Origin of the sequence: Lysobacter sp. GX 14042, assembly GCF_021390425.1 — a bacterium.
Lineage (GTDB): Bacteria > Pseudomonadota > Gammaproteobacteria > Xanthomonadales > Xanthomonadaceae > Novilysobacter.
The window spans coordinates 142,044-155,568 of sequence record NZ_JAJUWY010000004.1 but is presented as its reverse complement, the minus strand read 5'-3'; the positions used below and the strand labels follow the sequence as shown (position 1 = coordinate 155,568).

Genomic DNA, 13,525 nt, shown 5'->3' with positions numbered 1-13,525 from the left:
AAAAGCCGGAGGGGCGTTCCTTCCGGCTTTTTCTGTGCGCGCCGCCGGCAACGTCCCGCGGCCCTCATTTGCTCGGGAGCATCTGCAATGGGTCAGTCAGTCGTCGTTCTTGGTGCCCAGTGGGGCGATGAAGGCAAAGGCAAGATCGTCGACCTGCTGACGCAGGACATCGGCGCGGTGGTGCGCTTCCAGGGAGGCCACAATGCCGGCCACACACTGGTGATCGGCGATCGCAAGACGGTGCTGCACCTGATTCCGTCAGGGGTCCTGCGCGAGGGCGCGCTGTGCCTGATCGGCAACGGCGTGGTGCTGCACCCCGGCGCGCTGCAGAAGGAGATCGCCGAACTCGAGGCCAATGGCGTCGAGGTCCGCAGCCGGCTGAAGATCAGCCCGGCCACGCCGTTGATCATGCCGTACCACGTGGCGCTGGACCAGGCGCGCGAAAAGGCCGCCGGTGGCAAGGCGATCGGCACCACCGGGCGCGGGATCGGCCCGGCCTACGAGGACAAGGTGGCGCGGCGCGGCATCCGCGTCGCCGACCTGCACTACCCGAGGCAGCTCGAGGAACTCCTGCGCACCGCGCTCGACTACCACAACTTCGTGCTGACCCGGTACCTGGGCGCGGACGCCATCGACTACCAGCAGACCCTGGACGAGGCGCTGGCCTTCGCCGAGGTGGTCGAGCCGATGAAGTCCGACGTGGCCGGCATCCTCCACGACCTGCGCAAGGCCGGCAAGCGGGTGCTGTTCGAGGGCGCGCAGGGTTCGCTGCTGGACATCGACCACGGCACCTATCCCTACGTGACCAGCTCCAACACCACCGTCGGCGGTGCACTGGCCGGCACCGGCGTGGGCGCGGACGCGATCGACTACGTGCTGGGCATCTGCAAGGCCTACGCGACCCGCGTCGGTGGCGGTCCGTTCCCGACCGAGCTGGACGACGAGGCCGGCCAGCGGCTGCGCGATCGTGGCCAGGAATACGGCGCCACCACCGGCCGCCCGCGCCGCTGCGGCTGGATCGACATCGTCGCGCTCAAGCGCGCGGTCGCGATCAACGGCATCAGCGGGCTGTGCATCACCAAGCTCGACGTGCTCGACGGTTTCGACACGCTGAAGATGTGCATCGGCTACCAGTACCGCGGCAAACAGACCGAGTACGCCCCGCTCGACGCCCAGGGCTGGGAGGAGTGCGTGCCGGTGTACCTGGAGTTCCCCGGCTGGCAGGAAAGCACCCAGGGCATCACCGACTGGGACAAGCTGCCGCCGGCCGCGCGCGCCTACCTGCGCTCGCTGGAGGAGCTGTCGGGCTGCCCGCTGGCGATGGTTTCCACCGGGCCGGACCGCGACGCGAACATCGTGCTGCGCGACCCCTGGGGCTGATTCCCGGGGCAGGCGCAGCGCGCCCGGGTGCGCGCGGAACATCCGGGTTCACGTCCGTCCGACGCCCGGGCCGGGAAACTCCGTGATTTAAGGGAGTTTCCCATGGCCATGGCACGCGATCCCGACGCCGCAAGCCTGCGGGGCAGGACCTTCGTCATCACCGGCGCGTCCAGCGGGCTCGGGCGCGGCGTCGCCCTGAAGCTCGCCGCGCGCGGCGCCAATGTCGTCCTGCTCGCGCGCCGCGAGGCGCTGCTCGGCGAAATCGCCGACCAGGCCCGGGCCGCCGGCGGGGCCGCGATCGTGGTCCCCGGCGATGTCACCCAGGTCAGGGACATGGAGGCACTCGCCGAGGCCGCGCTCGCCCCCACGGGGCGGATCGATGTGTGGATCAACAATGCCGGCATCGGCGCCCTGGGCCGGTTCTGGGACATCCCGCCAGGCCACCACGCCCGGGTGGTCGACGTGAACCTCAAGGGCGTGGTCTACGGCAGCTACTTTGCCGTGCGCCGGTTCCGCGCCCAGGGCGAGGGCACCCTGGTGAACATCGGCTCGATCGACAGCGAGGTGCCGATGGCCTACCAGGGCTCCTATTCGGCATCCAAGGCCGGCGTGCTGAGCCTGGGCCGGGTGCTCAACGAGGAACTGCGGCTGGATGGCCAGGAACGCATCAAGGTCGCCACCGTCATGCCCTGGGCGGTCGACACGCCGTGGTGGGAGCACGCCGCCAACTTCACCGGCCGCGCGCCGCGGATGGCGGCGATGGACGACCCGCAGGAGGTGGTGGACGCGATCATCGACATCGCACTGGACCCGAAGGAAGAGCTGGCGGTCGGCTGGAAGGCCAAGGCCTCGTATGGAACCCACAAGCTCGCCCCGGACCTGTCGGAGCGGATGTCTGCGGATCTGGCGGACAGGTCGCAGATGGAGGATGCGCTGCCGGCGCCGTCGACCGATGGCACGCTGTTCGTGGCGATGGAATCGGGGCGCGGGGTGGAAGGCGGGGTGCGGGAACGGATGGAGCGGGAGGATGAGCTGCGCGAGCGGCAGGGCGACTAGGCCGGGCGTTCACCCCCGGCGCCCTACCGTCGTGCTTCCCACTGGAGGACATGCGCATGGCCAACCATCAGGACCGGAAGAACCCGCCGGAAGCCCCGACCACCCCGCCCGACCCCAAGGCCGGCATGGACCGCGAGGTCGGCGATCTGGACGACCCCGAGGCGGTCGAAGACGACGAGGCGCTCCCCGGCCGCATGGGTGGCGGCCTCGCCGGAGGCTGATGCCTGTTCCGGCCGCGGTGTGCGCGGCCGGTCGCGACCCGGTCCGGCGGATGCGCTTGCCTGTGGCGTCCGCTTTCCCCCGCTTCCCGCGTTTGCACTGGCATTCGTTCCCGGGGTGGGGGAGGAGACGTGCGACAGCAAGCAGGTTCGGGCGATCCGGGCCGTCCGGGCGTGTCCGCGCGCGCGCGGCACCGGCTGGCATTTCCGCGCCGGGTCTACCCGTTGCGGATCCTGGGCATGGGACTGTCGGGCCTGCCCGTCGGGGTCGTGCTCCAGCAGCAGGCGGCAGGCTGGCCGCTGTGGGCGCTGCTGGTGCTGAGCTCGCTCCTGTGGCCGCACCTGGCCCTGCTGCGTTCGCGCACCAGCGCCGATCCGTATGCCACCGAGAAGCACAACCTGGTGGTCGACTCGGCGATCGCCGGGCTGTGGGTGTCGCTGATGCACTTCAACCTGCTGCCCGGCGCCCTGCTGTTGACCCTGGCGACGGTCGACAAGATCAACACCGGCATACGCGGGCTGTGGCGGCGCTCCATGCCCTGGATGCTCGGGGCGGTGCTGCTGGGGGCGGTGCTGGGCGGCTTCGCGTTCCAGCCACGCACCGACATGGCGGTGATCATCGCCTGCATGCCGATCCTGCTGATCCACACCATCGTGGTCAGCCTGCACTCCTATTACCTGGTGCGCCGGGTCCACCGGCAGAACATCCGGCTCGACGAGCTGAGCAGCACCGATCCGCTGACCGGGCTGAGCAACCGCCGCCAGTGGGAGGAGGATGCGCAGCGCCTGCTGCATGACTGGCACGAGCGGGGGGCGCCAGCGAGCCTGGTGGTGGTGGACGTGGATGACTTCAAGCGGATCAACGACGAGTACGGCCACGCCGCCGGCGACGACGTGCTGCGCGGACTGGCAGCCGTCCTGCGCAGTTGCGCCGGGGACCACCCGGTCGGCCGCAATGGCGGCGACGAGTTCGCCATTGTCCTGCCCGCGGGCGAGGCCGAAGCGATCCGGCTGGCCGACCGGGTCAGGTGCGGAGTCGAGAGCCTGGAGGTGCCGGGCGCCCCGGGCCTGCGCTGCACGGTGAGCCTCGGCGTGGCCGCCGCGGGGCCGGAGGCGACCACCCTGCGGCGCTGGATGATCGCCGCGGATGCATCGCTGTACGAGGCCAAGCGCGGCGGCCGCAACCGGGTGGGCGAGGGCGCCGCGGCGGCGATCCGCGACGCGGCCTGAGCCGGGCCGACCGGCACAGGCGCCGCCGCCCGCCGGCACGGCATCATGCCGGGCCATGACCGCCGCTCACGCCCCGGTGCCCACCCGCGCCTCCCTCGCCCGGCAGGCCTGGCCGATCATCATCGCCAATGCCGCCGTGCCCTCGCTGGGACTGGTGGACACCGCGGTCATCGGCCACTTCGGCAGCGCGGTGGACCTGGGGGCGCTGGCGCTGGGCGCGCTGCTGTTCAACTTCATCTACTGGAGCTTCGGCTTCCTGCGCATGGCCACCACCGGCTTCACCGCGCAGGCGGCGGGCGCCGGCGACGAGGCCGAGGTGCGGGCGACGCTGGCCCGTTCGGTGTTGCTGGGGGTGGCGCTGGGGCTGGGGCTGTTGCTGCTGCAGTGGCCGCTGGTGCAGGCGTATTTCGGGCTCATGGACGCCAGCGCGCCCGTGGAGTCGGTCGGGAAGGCGTACTTCGCCGCGCGCATCTGGGGTGCCCCGGCGGCGCTGGCGCTGTACGCCTTCAGTGGCGCGTTGATCGGGCTGGGCCACAGCCGCGCGCTGCTGCTGGTGCAGTTGCTGCTCAACGGCCTCAACGCCGGACTGGACATCTGGCTGGCCGGGTCGCTGGGGATGGGTGCCCGCGGCATCGGGCTGGGCACGGCGATCGCCGAATGGGCCACCTGCCTGGTCGCGGCGGTGGTGCTGTGGCGGACGCTGCGGGCGCGGCATTCCGATGCCGGCGCATTCCTCCCTTGGGCGCGCATCGCTGATCGCACCCGGCTGCGCCGCACGCTCTCGGCCAATGGCGACATCATGGTGCGCACCTTGTGCCTGCTGCTGGGCTTTGGCTGGTTCGCCAACCAGGGCGCCCGCTTCGGCGACGTGACCCTGGCGGCCAACCACATCCTGTTGCAGCTGGTGTCGTTCAGCGCGTTCTTCCTGGACGGCTTCGCCTTCGTCGCCGAAGCACTGGTCGGTGGCGCGGCAGGCGCGCGCGATCCGGCGCGGTTCCGCCGCGTGGTGCGCCTGTCCAGCGAGCTGGCACTGGTTACTGCCGCGGTGCTGGCCGTGGGTATCTGGCTGCTGGGCGCGCCGGTGGTCGGCGCGCTGACCTCGCTGGAACAGGTCAGGGCCACCGCGGTCACCTACCTGCCATGGACCGGGCTGTACGTGCTGCTCTCGGTGGCGGCATTCCAGCTCGACGGCGTGTTCATCGGTGCCACCCGGACCCGCGAGATGCGCAACGCCGGCCTGCTGTCGCTGGCCGTGTTCCTGCTGTCCGCGTGGCCGCTGGCGACGTTTTTCGGCAACCACGGGCTCTGGGCCGCCTTCATCGTGTTCGTGGTCGCGCGCGCAGCGGCGCTGTTGCCGTATTACCGGCGGCTGGAGAGGGAACTGGCGCCCTGCGGCCGCACGTCCGCGACGGTCGGTCACGGGTAGGGCCGGTCGGCCGCGTGACCTGTTCAGGCGGTACCGGGCCGGCCACTTGGCGTGGATACGCGCGTGGGTTAGCTTGGCCGGTCATGAATGCCATGCCGGGTGAACCTTGAGCGTTTCCGAGATTCCAGGGTCCGGGATGGATGCCGCGGCCGCGGCGCTGCCGGCCACCATCGCCGACGCGGACTTCCGCCTGCTGGTGGAGTCCGTCCGCGACTACGCGATCCTGCTGCTGGACGCCCGGGGGCACATCACCAGCTGGAACCTGGGCGCGCAGCTGACCAAGGGCTACCTCGCCGGGGAAATCATCGGCCGGCACTTCTCGGTCTTCTATACCCCCGAGGACGTGGACCGCGGCTGGCCCGCCCAGGAACTGGAAATGGCCTTGCGCGACGGCCGTTTCGAGGACGAAGGCTGGCGCCTGCGCAAGGACGGCAGCCGGTTCTGGGCCAGCGTGGTGATCACCGCGCTGTTCGATGGGCAGGGGCGGCATTACGGCTTCGGCAAGGTCACCCGCGACATGACTGCGCACCGGCGGGTCAGCAAGCTGGAGAGCCAGGAGCGCCACCTCCACCAGTTCCTGGCTGTGCTGGGCCACGAGTTGCGCAACCCTCTGGCGCCGATCGCCAACGCGGTGCAGATCATGGGCATGCAGGAGCTGTCGGCTCCGCTGCGGGCGACCCGGGACATCCTCGATCGCCAGGTCGGCCACCTGTCACGGCTGGTCGACGACCTGCTGGACGTGGGGCGGATCGTCAGCGGCAAGGTCCACCTGCGGCGGGAGCCGCTGGACCTGCGCGAGGTGGTGTCGGATGCGGTGGAGACCGTCACGCCGGCCATCCAGGCACGCCGGCACGTACTGCAGGTGGACGTGCCGGATGGGCCGGTGAGGGTCGACGGCGACAAGGTCCGGCTGGTCCAGGTGCTCAACAACCTGCTCGGCAACGCGGCCAAGTTCACCCCGGAAGGCGGCCGGATGAAACTGCTCCTGAATGCCCGCGACGGTGTCGCCCAGCTGTGCGTGTCCGACAACGGCCCGGGTATTCCGGCCGCCGAACAGGAACACGTGTTCAAGCTGTTCACCCAGAGTTCGAGCAGCAGCGATCGCCATTACGGCGGCCTGGGCGTGGGGCTGAGCATGGTCCACCAGCTGGCCGAGCTGCACGGTGGCTCGGTGAGTGCCTTCAGCACCGGCGAGCCGGGCAAGGGCGCCGAGTTCGTCGTCGAGCTTCCGTTGCTCGACGACGAACCGGCGTGAGCGCCGTCAGGACACCATCGGTTCGCTGAAGGCCTCGATCTCGCCCTCGTACTCATTGATCGGCACGCAGCTGCAGAACACGTTCTTGTCGCCGTAGACGTTGTCCACGCGGGCGACCGGCGGCCAGTACTTGTGTTGCTTGAGCGTGGGCAGCGGGAAGGCCGCCAGCTCGCGCGGGTAGGCATGGGTCCACTCGCTGGCCGAGACCTGCGCGGCGGTGTGTGGGGCGTGCTTGAGCGGGTTGTCCTCGCGGTCGGCCCTGCCGTCGGCGATCGCCTGGATCTCCTCGCGGATCTGGACCATCGCGTCGATGAAGCGGTCGAGCTCGGCCAGCGACTCGCTCTCGGTCGGCTCCACCATCAGCGTGCCGGCGACCGGGAAGCTCAGGGTCGGGGCGTGGAAGCCGAAGTCGATCAGGCGCTTGGCCACGTCCTCGGCGCTGATGCCGGTGGCCTTCTCCAGCGGGCGCAGGTCGAGGATGCACTCGTGCGCCACCAGCCCGTTGCGGCCGCTGTACAGGGTCGGGTAATGCTCCTGCAGGCGGCGGGAGACGTAGTTGGCGTTGAGCATCGCCACCTGGCTGGCCTTGCGCAGCCCGTCGCGGCCCATCAGCGTGATGTACATCCAGCTGATCGGCAGGATGCTGGCGCTGCCGAAGGTGGCGGCGCTGACCATGCCGCCGGTGCCGACGCCTTCGGTCAGGCCCCCATCCGCCCTTCGGGCACCTTCCCCCGCGGGCGGGGGAAGGGGGAAAGCACCGGGCAGGTAGGGGGCGAGGTGGGACTTGACCGCGCAGGGGCCGACGCCGGGACCGCCGCCGCCGTGCGGGATGCAGAAGGTCTTGTGCAGGTTCAGGTGCGAGACGTCCGAGCCCCACTTGCCCGGCGCCGCCAAGCCCAGCATGGCGTTGAGGTTGGCGCCGTCGGTGTACACCTGGCCGCCGTGGGCGTGGACGATCTCGCAGATCTCGACCACGTCCTCCTCGAACACGCCATGGGTGGACGGGTAGGTCATCATGATCGCGGCTAGCCGGTCGGAGTACTGCTCGGCCTTGGCGCGGATGTCCTCGACCTCGACGTTGCCGTTCGCGTCGCACTTGGTCACCACCACCTTCATGCCGCACAGCTGCGCGGAGGCGGGGTTGGTGCCGTGGGCGGACTCGGGAATCAGGCAGATGTCGCGCTGCCCCTCGCCGCGGGCCTCGTGGTAGGCGCGGATCGCCAGCAGGCCGGCGTACTCGCCTTGGGCGCCGGAGTTGGGCTGCAGGCTGACGTTGTCGTAGCCGGTGCAGGCCACCAGCATCTGCTCCAGGCCGCGGACCAGCTCCAGGTAGCCCTGGGCCTGGTCGACCGGAGCCAGCGGGTGGATGTTGGTGAACTCCGGCCAGGTGATCGGGATCATCTCGGCGGTGGCGTTGAGCTTCATGGTGCACGAGCCCAGCGGGATCATCGTGCGGTCCAGTGCCAGGTCCTTGTCGGAGAGCATGCGCATATAGCGCAGCAGTTCGTGCTCGGAGTGGTGGGTGTTGAACACCGGGTGGGTCATGAACTCCGACTGGCGCAGCAGGCCGGCCGGCAGGGCGTCGGCGGTTTCCCCATCCAGCGCGTCGATGTCGCCCAGCTCGATGCCGAACAGGCCGGCCAGTGCGGTGACGTCCTCGCGCGTGGTGGTCTCGTCCAGGCTGATGCACAGGCTGCCGGCGTCGACGTGGCGCAGGTTGATGTGCGCGGCGCGGGCGCGCTCGTGGATCTGGCCTGCGTCGATGCCGGTTACGTGCAGGGTGTCGAAGAAGTCATTGCCGACCTCGATGCCGGCCTTGCGCAGCGCGCCGGCCAGGATCGCGGCCAGGCGGTGGGTGCGGCGGGCGATGCGGACCAGGCCCTCGGGGCCGTGGTAGACCGCGTACATCGAGGCCATCACCGCCAGCAGCACCTGCGCGGTGCAGATGTTGGAGGTGGCCTTCTCGCGGCGGATGTGCTGCTCGCGGGTCTGCAGGGTCAGGCGGTAGGCATTGTTGCCCTCCACGTCGACGGACACGCCGATCAGGCGGCCTGGCATGGAGCGCTTGTAGGCGTCGCGGCAGGCCATGAACGCCGCATGCGGGCCACCGAAGCCGAACGGCACGCCGAAGCGCTGGGTGTTGCCGATCACGATGTCCGCGCCCCAGGTGCCGGGCGCCTCGAGGACGGTCAGCGCCAGCAGGTCGACGGCGACGCACACCACGCCCTTGCGCGCGTGCACCGCCTCGACCAGCTGGTTGTAGTCACGGGCGTTGCCGAAGGTGTCCGGGTACTGCAGCAGCACGCCGAAGGCCTCGGTTTCCGCGGCCCGGGCGTCGTCGCCGATGACCAGCTCGATCCCCAGCGGCTCGGCGCGGGTGCGCAGCACTTCCAGCGTCTGCGGGTGCACGCCGGCGGAGACGAAGAATACGTCCGACTTCGACTTCGACGAGCGCCTGGCCAGGGTCATCGCCTCGGCCGCCGCGGTGGCCTCGTCCAGCAGCGAGGCGTTGGCGATCTCCATGCCGGTCAGCTCGGCGCACATGGTCTGGAAGTTGATCAGCGCTTCCATCCGGCCTTGGGAGATCTCCGCCTGGTATGGGGTGTAGGCGGTGTACCAGCCGGGGTTCTCGAGGATGTTGCGCAGGATGACGTTGGGCACGTGGGTGCCGTGGTAGCCCTGTCCGATGAAGCTGCGGAAGACCTTGTTGCGGTCGGCGATGTCGCGGATCTTCGCCAGTGCGTCGACCTCGGTCACGGACTCGGGCAGCGCGAGCGGGTCGGCGGTGCGGATGGAGGCAGGCACGATTGCGTCGGTGAAGCTCTCCAGCGACTCGTGGCCGACCACGCGCAGCATCTGCGCGACCTCGGCGTCGTTGGGGCCGATGTGGCGCGCGATGAACGCGTCGTGTTGCTCGAGCGAGCGCAGGGAGGTGTGCTGGGTCATGGCAGGACTCTGGACGTGGCGGGGCCGTGGCCTGCCGATGCAGGCCGGGGGTGCCCCTCTGTCCTTTTGCCTGAGAGTTCAAAGCGCGGGGGAGGAATGCGCTTCATGCCCCTTCGGCGCCGGAGTGAACCGGTCTCTCCAGAGTGTCCACACCCGGCGGTGCTGGGGCCTGAGCGATTACGGGCGTTGCGCCTTCGGCAGCGGGTCGGGCCCGCTTCTCCCACCGGGGGGTTGCAGCCCGCGGATTATAGGCGATCGCGCCGGGTCTGCTGCGCGTGCTGCCATGCCGCGCGGGTCGCCGGACGGGCGTCCTCCCAGCCCGGCTTCGAATCGCCGCGGCCGCGCTCGTACTCCTGCTGCAGCATGGCCTCGACCTCGTCGTAGCTGCGTCCGGGATGGCGGGCGGCGCCCTCCCAGCCGGTGCGGTAGGCCAGGCTGTAGTCGTCGTAGCCGTAGTCGCTGCGGGCGTAGGGCTCATGGCGGTAGTGTTCGCGCCAGTAGACCTCTTCGGCCCGGGCGGCGTCGCCCTCGCCGCCGCCGACCAGTCCGCCGGCAACCGCGCCCACCGTGGCGCCGAACACCATGCCGGGCGGCCCGGCCACCGAGCCGAGTGCCGCGCCTACCACGCCTCCGCCCACGGCGCCGGCAGTGGCGCCGATGCCGGCGCGCTTTTCCTCCGCGGGTTCGCGGTCCTTTTCGTCAGCCATGGTCGTGCCCTCCGCAAAGGCCCCGCCGCCCGGGGCGGGGCCAGGTCTGCTGCGTCGTCCGTGCCGGTCAGCGGCCGTCGCCGTCGGCATCGCCCGGCATGGCGCGTTCGACGCGGTGCCAGGCGGCGCGGGTCGCTTCGCGGGCGTCCTGCCATTCCAGCCGCGAGTCGCCGCGGTAGCGGGTCTCGTAGTCATTGCGCAGGTCGGATTCAACCTCGTCGAAGTCGCGGCCCTCGTAGCGCGCGCGGGACTCGTAGCCGGTACGGTACGCCGGGCCATAGTCCTGGTAGGTGTAGTCCGGCTTCACATAGGACTCGCTGCGGTAGTTCTGCTCCCAGTGCTGGTTCTCCGCGGTCGGGTCGATGCGCTCGGCCACGCCCTTGCCGGCCAGTCCGCCGGCGATCGCGCCGACCGCCGCCCCTACCGCGGTGCCCACCGGGCCGGCAGCCGAGCCGATGGCGGCACCGGCCACGCCGCCGCCGGCCGCGCCGACGCCGGTGCCCACCGGGTGGGCGCCCGGAGCGCCGGTGATCGGGTCGCGGTTCTGGTCGCGGTTGGGGTCTCGGGTGTCATTTGCCATGTCGTGTGCTCCTGTTTTATGGGACGGGTCCGGCCGCCGCTGCTCAGTGGTAGCGGTCGGCGTTGGTGTGGGACCCGGTTGCATCGTGGCTGTCCGGATGTTGCTGCGGCGTGGTCGCCTCGCGGCCCGCCTCGGCGAGCCGGTCGCCGGCCTCGTGCATGGCCTTGCGGGTGCGGTCGGCCACGCGGTCGCGGGTCGCGCCCAGCAACTCGTCCTCCTTCTGCGTGGGCGGCAGCAGGCCGCCGAGCAGGGCACCGACCGCAATGCCGATCGCACCGAGGGCCATCGGGTTGTCGTCCAGCATGCGCTGGAAGCCGTCGCTGGCGCGGTGGGCGCCACGACGTACCGAGTCAGCGGCGTCGTGGGCCTTCTCGCTGGCGGTATGGCCGGCCTCCTGCAGGCGCTCGCGCGCATCGTCCAGGGTCTCGCGCGCGCCGTCCGCCGTGTCCGACGGGCCCTGGCGCAGCTCCCCCGGCTCGCGGCGCGGGGCCGGCGGGTGGCGCTGGGAGGTCCACAGCCAGGCCATGCCGGCGGCGGTCAGCAGGGCGGCGGTGGGGTTGTCGCGTACCGCCTGCGCCAGGTTGCCGGCGAACTCGCGGCCGCCGTCCCTGCTGCCCTGGACCACCTTGTTGATCATCTCGCCGGGTGACAGGCGCCCTTCCAGTGCATCGATGAGGCCCGTCAGGTGCTCGCGCTGGCGGTCGATCTCGCGTTCGAGCTGTTCGGGTTCCTTGCGCGACTGGGCGCGATTGGTGTCAGTGGTATTCATGGCTGCTCCCCCGGATGGCTTCGCGGTCCTTGTGCAGCGAGCGCATGGTGCGGTCGGGACGCAGCGAACCGGCGCTGAACTTCTTCCGGCCCGCCGCGAGCATCACCGCGCCGACCACGGTGACCACGGCGCCGACGATCAGCGCCGCCGCCCACGGGGCCATGACCGTGCCCAGGCCGTAAACGGCGGCCAGCAGCAGCACGATGAAGCCGGAAAAGGCCACCAGACCGCCGGCGGAAACCGCCAGCGCCCCCTCGCGGGTCTGCTCCATGGCCTCGTGCGCTTCGCTCTTGGCCAGTGCGACCTCATTGGTCACCAGGGCGCTGCCCTCGCGCACCAGTTGTTTGAGCAGCTCGCCGACGGACGCGTCCTCGTACGCGCCCGGCGCAGCGGACGAGTAGGGTGCGTGGGCGGCGGACCGGGCACCGCCGTCGGCCCCGGGATGTATGCGGCCGTCGCGGCCGGGTTGGGTGCTCATGGTCCGATACCTCCTCGGGTGTTGCCGCCGGCCAGGTCGACGGTTGCCTCGTCGGCGGGGATCGGCAGCTGGTCGCGCCCGCCGTGGTGCGGGTGCTGGGAAGACCGGGCGAAGCGGCCCAGGCCGAAACCGATGGCGACCGCACCGGCAAGGAATACCGCCGGCTTTTCGCGTGCAAGCCGGCCCACGTCGCGCAGCAGTTCGTCGCCGCTCTTCTCGCGCAGGTCGCCGGCGACGTCGCGCAACTGTCCGGCGATGTCGGAGACGTAGTCGGACATGTGCCCGATGTCCCCGTGTGACAGCTCGCGGGCCGCGGCCTCGACGCTGTCGGCGACGGTCTCGGCCTTGTGCGCGGCGTCCGCGCGCAGCTCCTCGGCTTTCGCCTTGCCCTCGGCGGTGGCCTGGCGCCCGAGGTCGCCGGCGGTGTGGGGATCCGCGGACGGCGGGTCGGCAGCGTGGCCGCCACCCGGATCCGGGGGAGGGGGAGTAGTGGTGGGTGTCATGGTGCCCTCCTGTCATTGCCGCCGCGGGGCGGCGGCAGGGTAGGCCCGGCCGGAAGCGGCCGGGCGCTTCGTAGGGTCATTTCCGCATGCCGCCCGTAAGCCGTCCGTGTAGGGCGGCAAGCCGGCCAGCCGGCCAGCGGCGATGAACAGGGGCGCAGGGCGCTATGGCTTCGCGCCTCGTTGACGGGGCGGCACCAACCCTGAACCGCATGGCCCGACTCAAGCACACCGACTGGCCCGCCCGGCTCTGGATCGTCCGTCATGGCCAGAGCGCGGGAAATGTCGCCCGCGACCAGGCCGAACAGGCCGCCGCCCACCTGATCGACCTGCAGACCCGCGACGCCGACACGCCGTTGTCGGAACTCGGCCACGCCCAGGCCGCCGCGCTCGCCCGCTGGTTCGCCGCGTTGCCGCCCGATGAGCGGCCGACGACGCTGATGAGCTCGCCGTTCGTGCGTTCGCGGCAGACCATGGAGGCGGTCGCCGCCGCGCTGGGCACCGACCCGGACGAGGTGCTGGTTGACGAGCGCCTGCGCGAGAAGGAGTTCGGGGTGACCGACGGCTACACCGCGACGGGCATCGCGGCAAAGTTTCCCGAGCTGGCCGAACAGCGCGCCCGGGTCGGCAAGTTCTACTTCCGCGCACCCGGCGGGGAGAGCTGGTGCGACGTGATCCTGCGCCTGCGCAGCGTGGTCGAGGTGCTGCGGCGCGACTACGTCGGCGAGCGGGTGCTGATCGTGGCCCACCAGGTGATCGTCAACTGCTTCCGTTACCTGCTCGAGTGCATGGACGAGGCGGAGATCCTGGAGATCGACCGCCGGGCCGACGTGCCCAACTGCGCGGTCACCGCGTACGCGATCGATCGCGACGCCGACGGGTCGCGCTTCGGGCTGCAGGTCGCCAACCTGGAACTTCCGCTCGATCGTGCCGGCGTACCGTCCACCGGGGCCGCCGACCGTCCGGCGGGGCCGCGGTGA

At 70.9% G+C, this 13,525-nt stretch carries 13 protein-coding genes and 2 riboswitches; of the genes, 7 read left to right on the top strand and 6 right to left on the bottom strand.

The window, feature by feature from the left end:
• Positions 1–87 precede the first annotated feature (87 nt).
• The 6 genes from LY625_RS08045 to LY625_RS08020 all read left to right on the top strand — a co-directional run bounded on the left by LY625_RS08045 (position 88) and on the right by LY625_RS08020 (position 6,565).
• A complete protein-coding gene (locus tag LY625_RS08045) occupies positions 88–1,380 on the top strand; it encodes an adenylosuccinate synthase (RefSeq protein ID WP_233739505.1) in 1,293 nt (430 codons plus the stop codon).
• A 102-nt stretch (positions 1,381–1,482) separates the two neighbouring features.
• Complete coding sequence (locus LY625_RS08040; RefSeq protein WP_233739504.1) at positions 1,483–2,436, top strand: SDR family NAD(P)-dependent oxidoreductase; 954 nt, start codon at positions 1,483–1,485, stop codon at positions 2,434–2,436.
• Positions 2,437–2,492: 56 nt separating this feature from the next.
• Positions 2,493–2,657, top strand: coding sequence for a hypothetical protein (locus LY625_RS08035; protein WP_233739577.1), 165 nt, complete (start codon positions 2,493–2,495; stop codon positions 2,655–2,657).
• A gap of 129 nt (positions 2,658–2,786) precedes the next feature.
• On the top strand, positions 2,787–3,884 hold the full coding sequence (locus LY625_RS08030) for a sensor domain-containing diguanylate cyclase (protein ID WP_233739503.1): 1,098 nt from the start codon (positions 2,787–2,789) through the stop codon (positions 3,882–3,884).
• A 55-nt stretch (positions 3,885–3,939) separates the two neighbouring features.
• Complete coding sequence (locus LY625_RS08025) at positions 3,940–5,310, top strand: MATE family efflux transporter (protein ID WP_233739502.1); 1,371 nt, start codon at positions 3,940–3,942, stop codon at positions 5,308–5,310.
• A gap of 136 nt (positions 5,311–5,446) precedes the next feature.
• Positions 5,447–6,565 carry a PAS domain-containing sensor histidine kinase gene (locus LY625_RS08020; protein ID WP_233739501.1) on the top strand — a complete coding sequence of 373 codons (1,119 nt, stop codon included), beginning with the start codon at positions 5,447–5,449 and terminating at the stop codon, positions 6,563–6,565.
• Between the two features lie 6 nt (positions 6,566–6,571).
• Here the strand turns inward: LY625_RS08020 and gcvP are convergent, their stop codons facing one another.
• From gcvP to LY625_RS07990, 6 genes are all read right to left on the bottom strand, one after another.
• Entirely contained in the window at positions 6,572–9,511 is a 2,940-nt protein-coding gene (gene gcvP, locus LY625_RS08015; protein ID WP_233739500.1) for an aminomethyl-transferring glycine dehydrogenase, read from the bottom strand.
• 54 nt (positions 9,512–9,565) lie between these two features.
• Positions 9,566–9,657, bottom strand: a riboswitch (glycine riboswitch).
• A 1-nt stretch (position 9,658) separates the two neighbouring features.
• A riboswitch (glycine riboswitch) is annotated at positions 9,659–9,744 on the bottom strand.
• 12 nt (positions 9,745–9,756) lie between these two features.
• Entirely contained in the window at positions 9,757–10,218 is a 462-nt protein-coding gene (locus tag LY625_RS08010; protein WP_233739499.1) for a hypothetical protein, read from the bottom strand.
• A gap of 67 nt (positions 10,219–10,285) precedes the next feature.
• Positions 10,286–10,798 carry a glycine zipper domain-containing protein gene (locus LY625_RS08005; RefSeq protein ID WP_233739498.1) on the bottom strand — a complete coding sequence of 171 codons (513 nt, stop codon included), beginning with the start codon at positions 10,796–10,798 and terminating at the stop codon, positions 10,286–10,288.
• Positions 10,799–10,841: 43 nt separating this feature from the next.
• Entirely contained in the window at positions 10,842–11,567 is a 726-nt protein-coding gene (locus tag LY625_RS08000) for a DUF3618 domain-containing protein (protein WP_233739497.1), read from the bottom strand.
• Entirely contained in the window at positions 11,554–12,045 is a 492-nt protein-coding gene (locus LY625_RS07995) for a phage holin family protein (protein WP_233739496.1), read from the bottom strand. The genes LY625_RS08000 and LY625_RS07995 overlap by 14 nt, the downstream gene beginning before the upstream one ends.
• Positions 12,042–12,548 (bottom strand): hypothetical protein, encoded by a 507-nt coding sequence (locus LY625_RS07990; protein WP_233739495.1) that lies wholly within the window; start codon positions 12,546–12,548, stop codon positions 12,042–12,044. The genes LY625_RS07995 and LY625_RS07990 overlap by 4 nt, the downstream gene beginning before the upstream one ends.
• Before the next feature lie 209 nt (positions 12,549–12,757).
• Between LY625_RS07990 and LY625_RS07985 the strand changes: the two genes are divergently transcribed.
• Positions 12,758–13,525, top strand: coding sequence for a histidine phosphatase family protein (locus LY625_RS07985; RefSeq protein WP_343223473.1), 768 nt, complete (start codon positions 12,758–12,760; stop codon positions 13,523–13,525).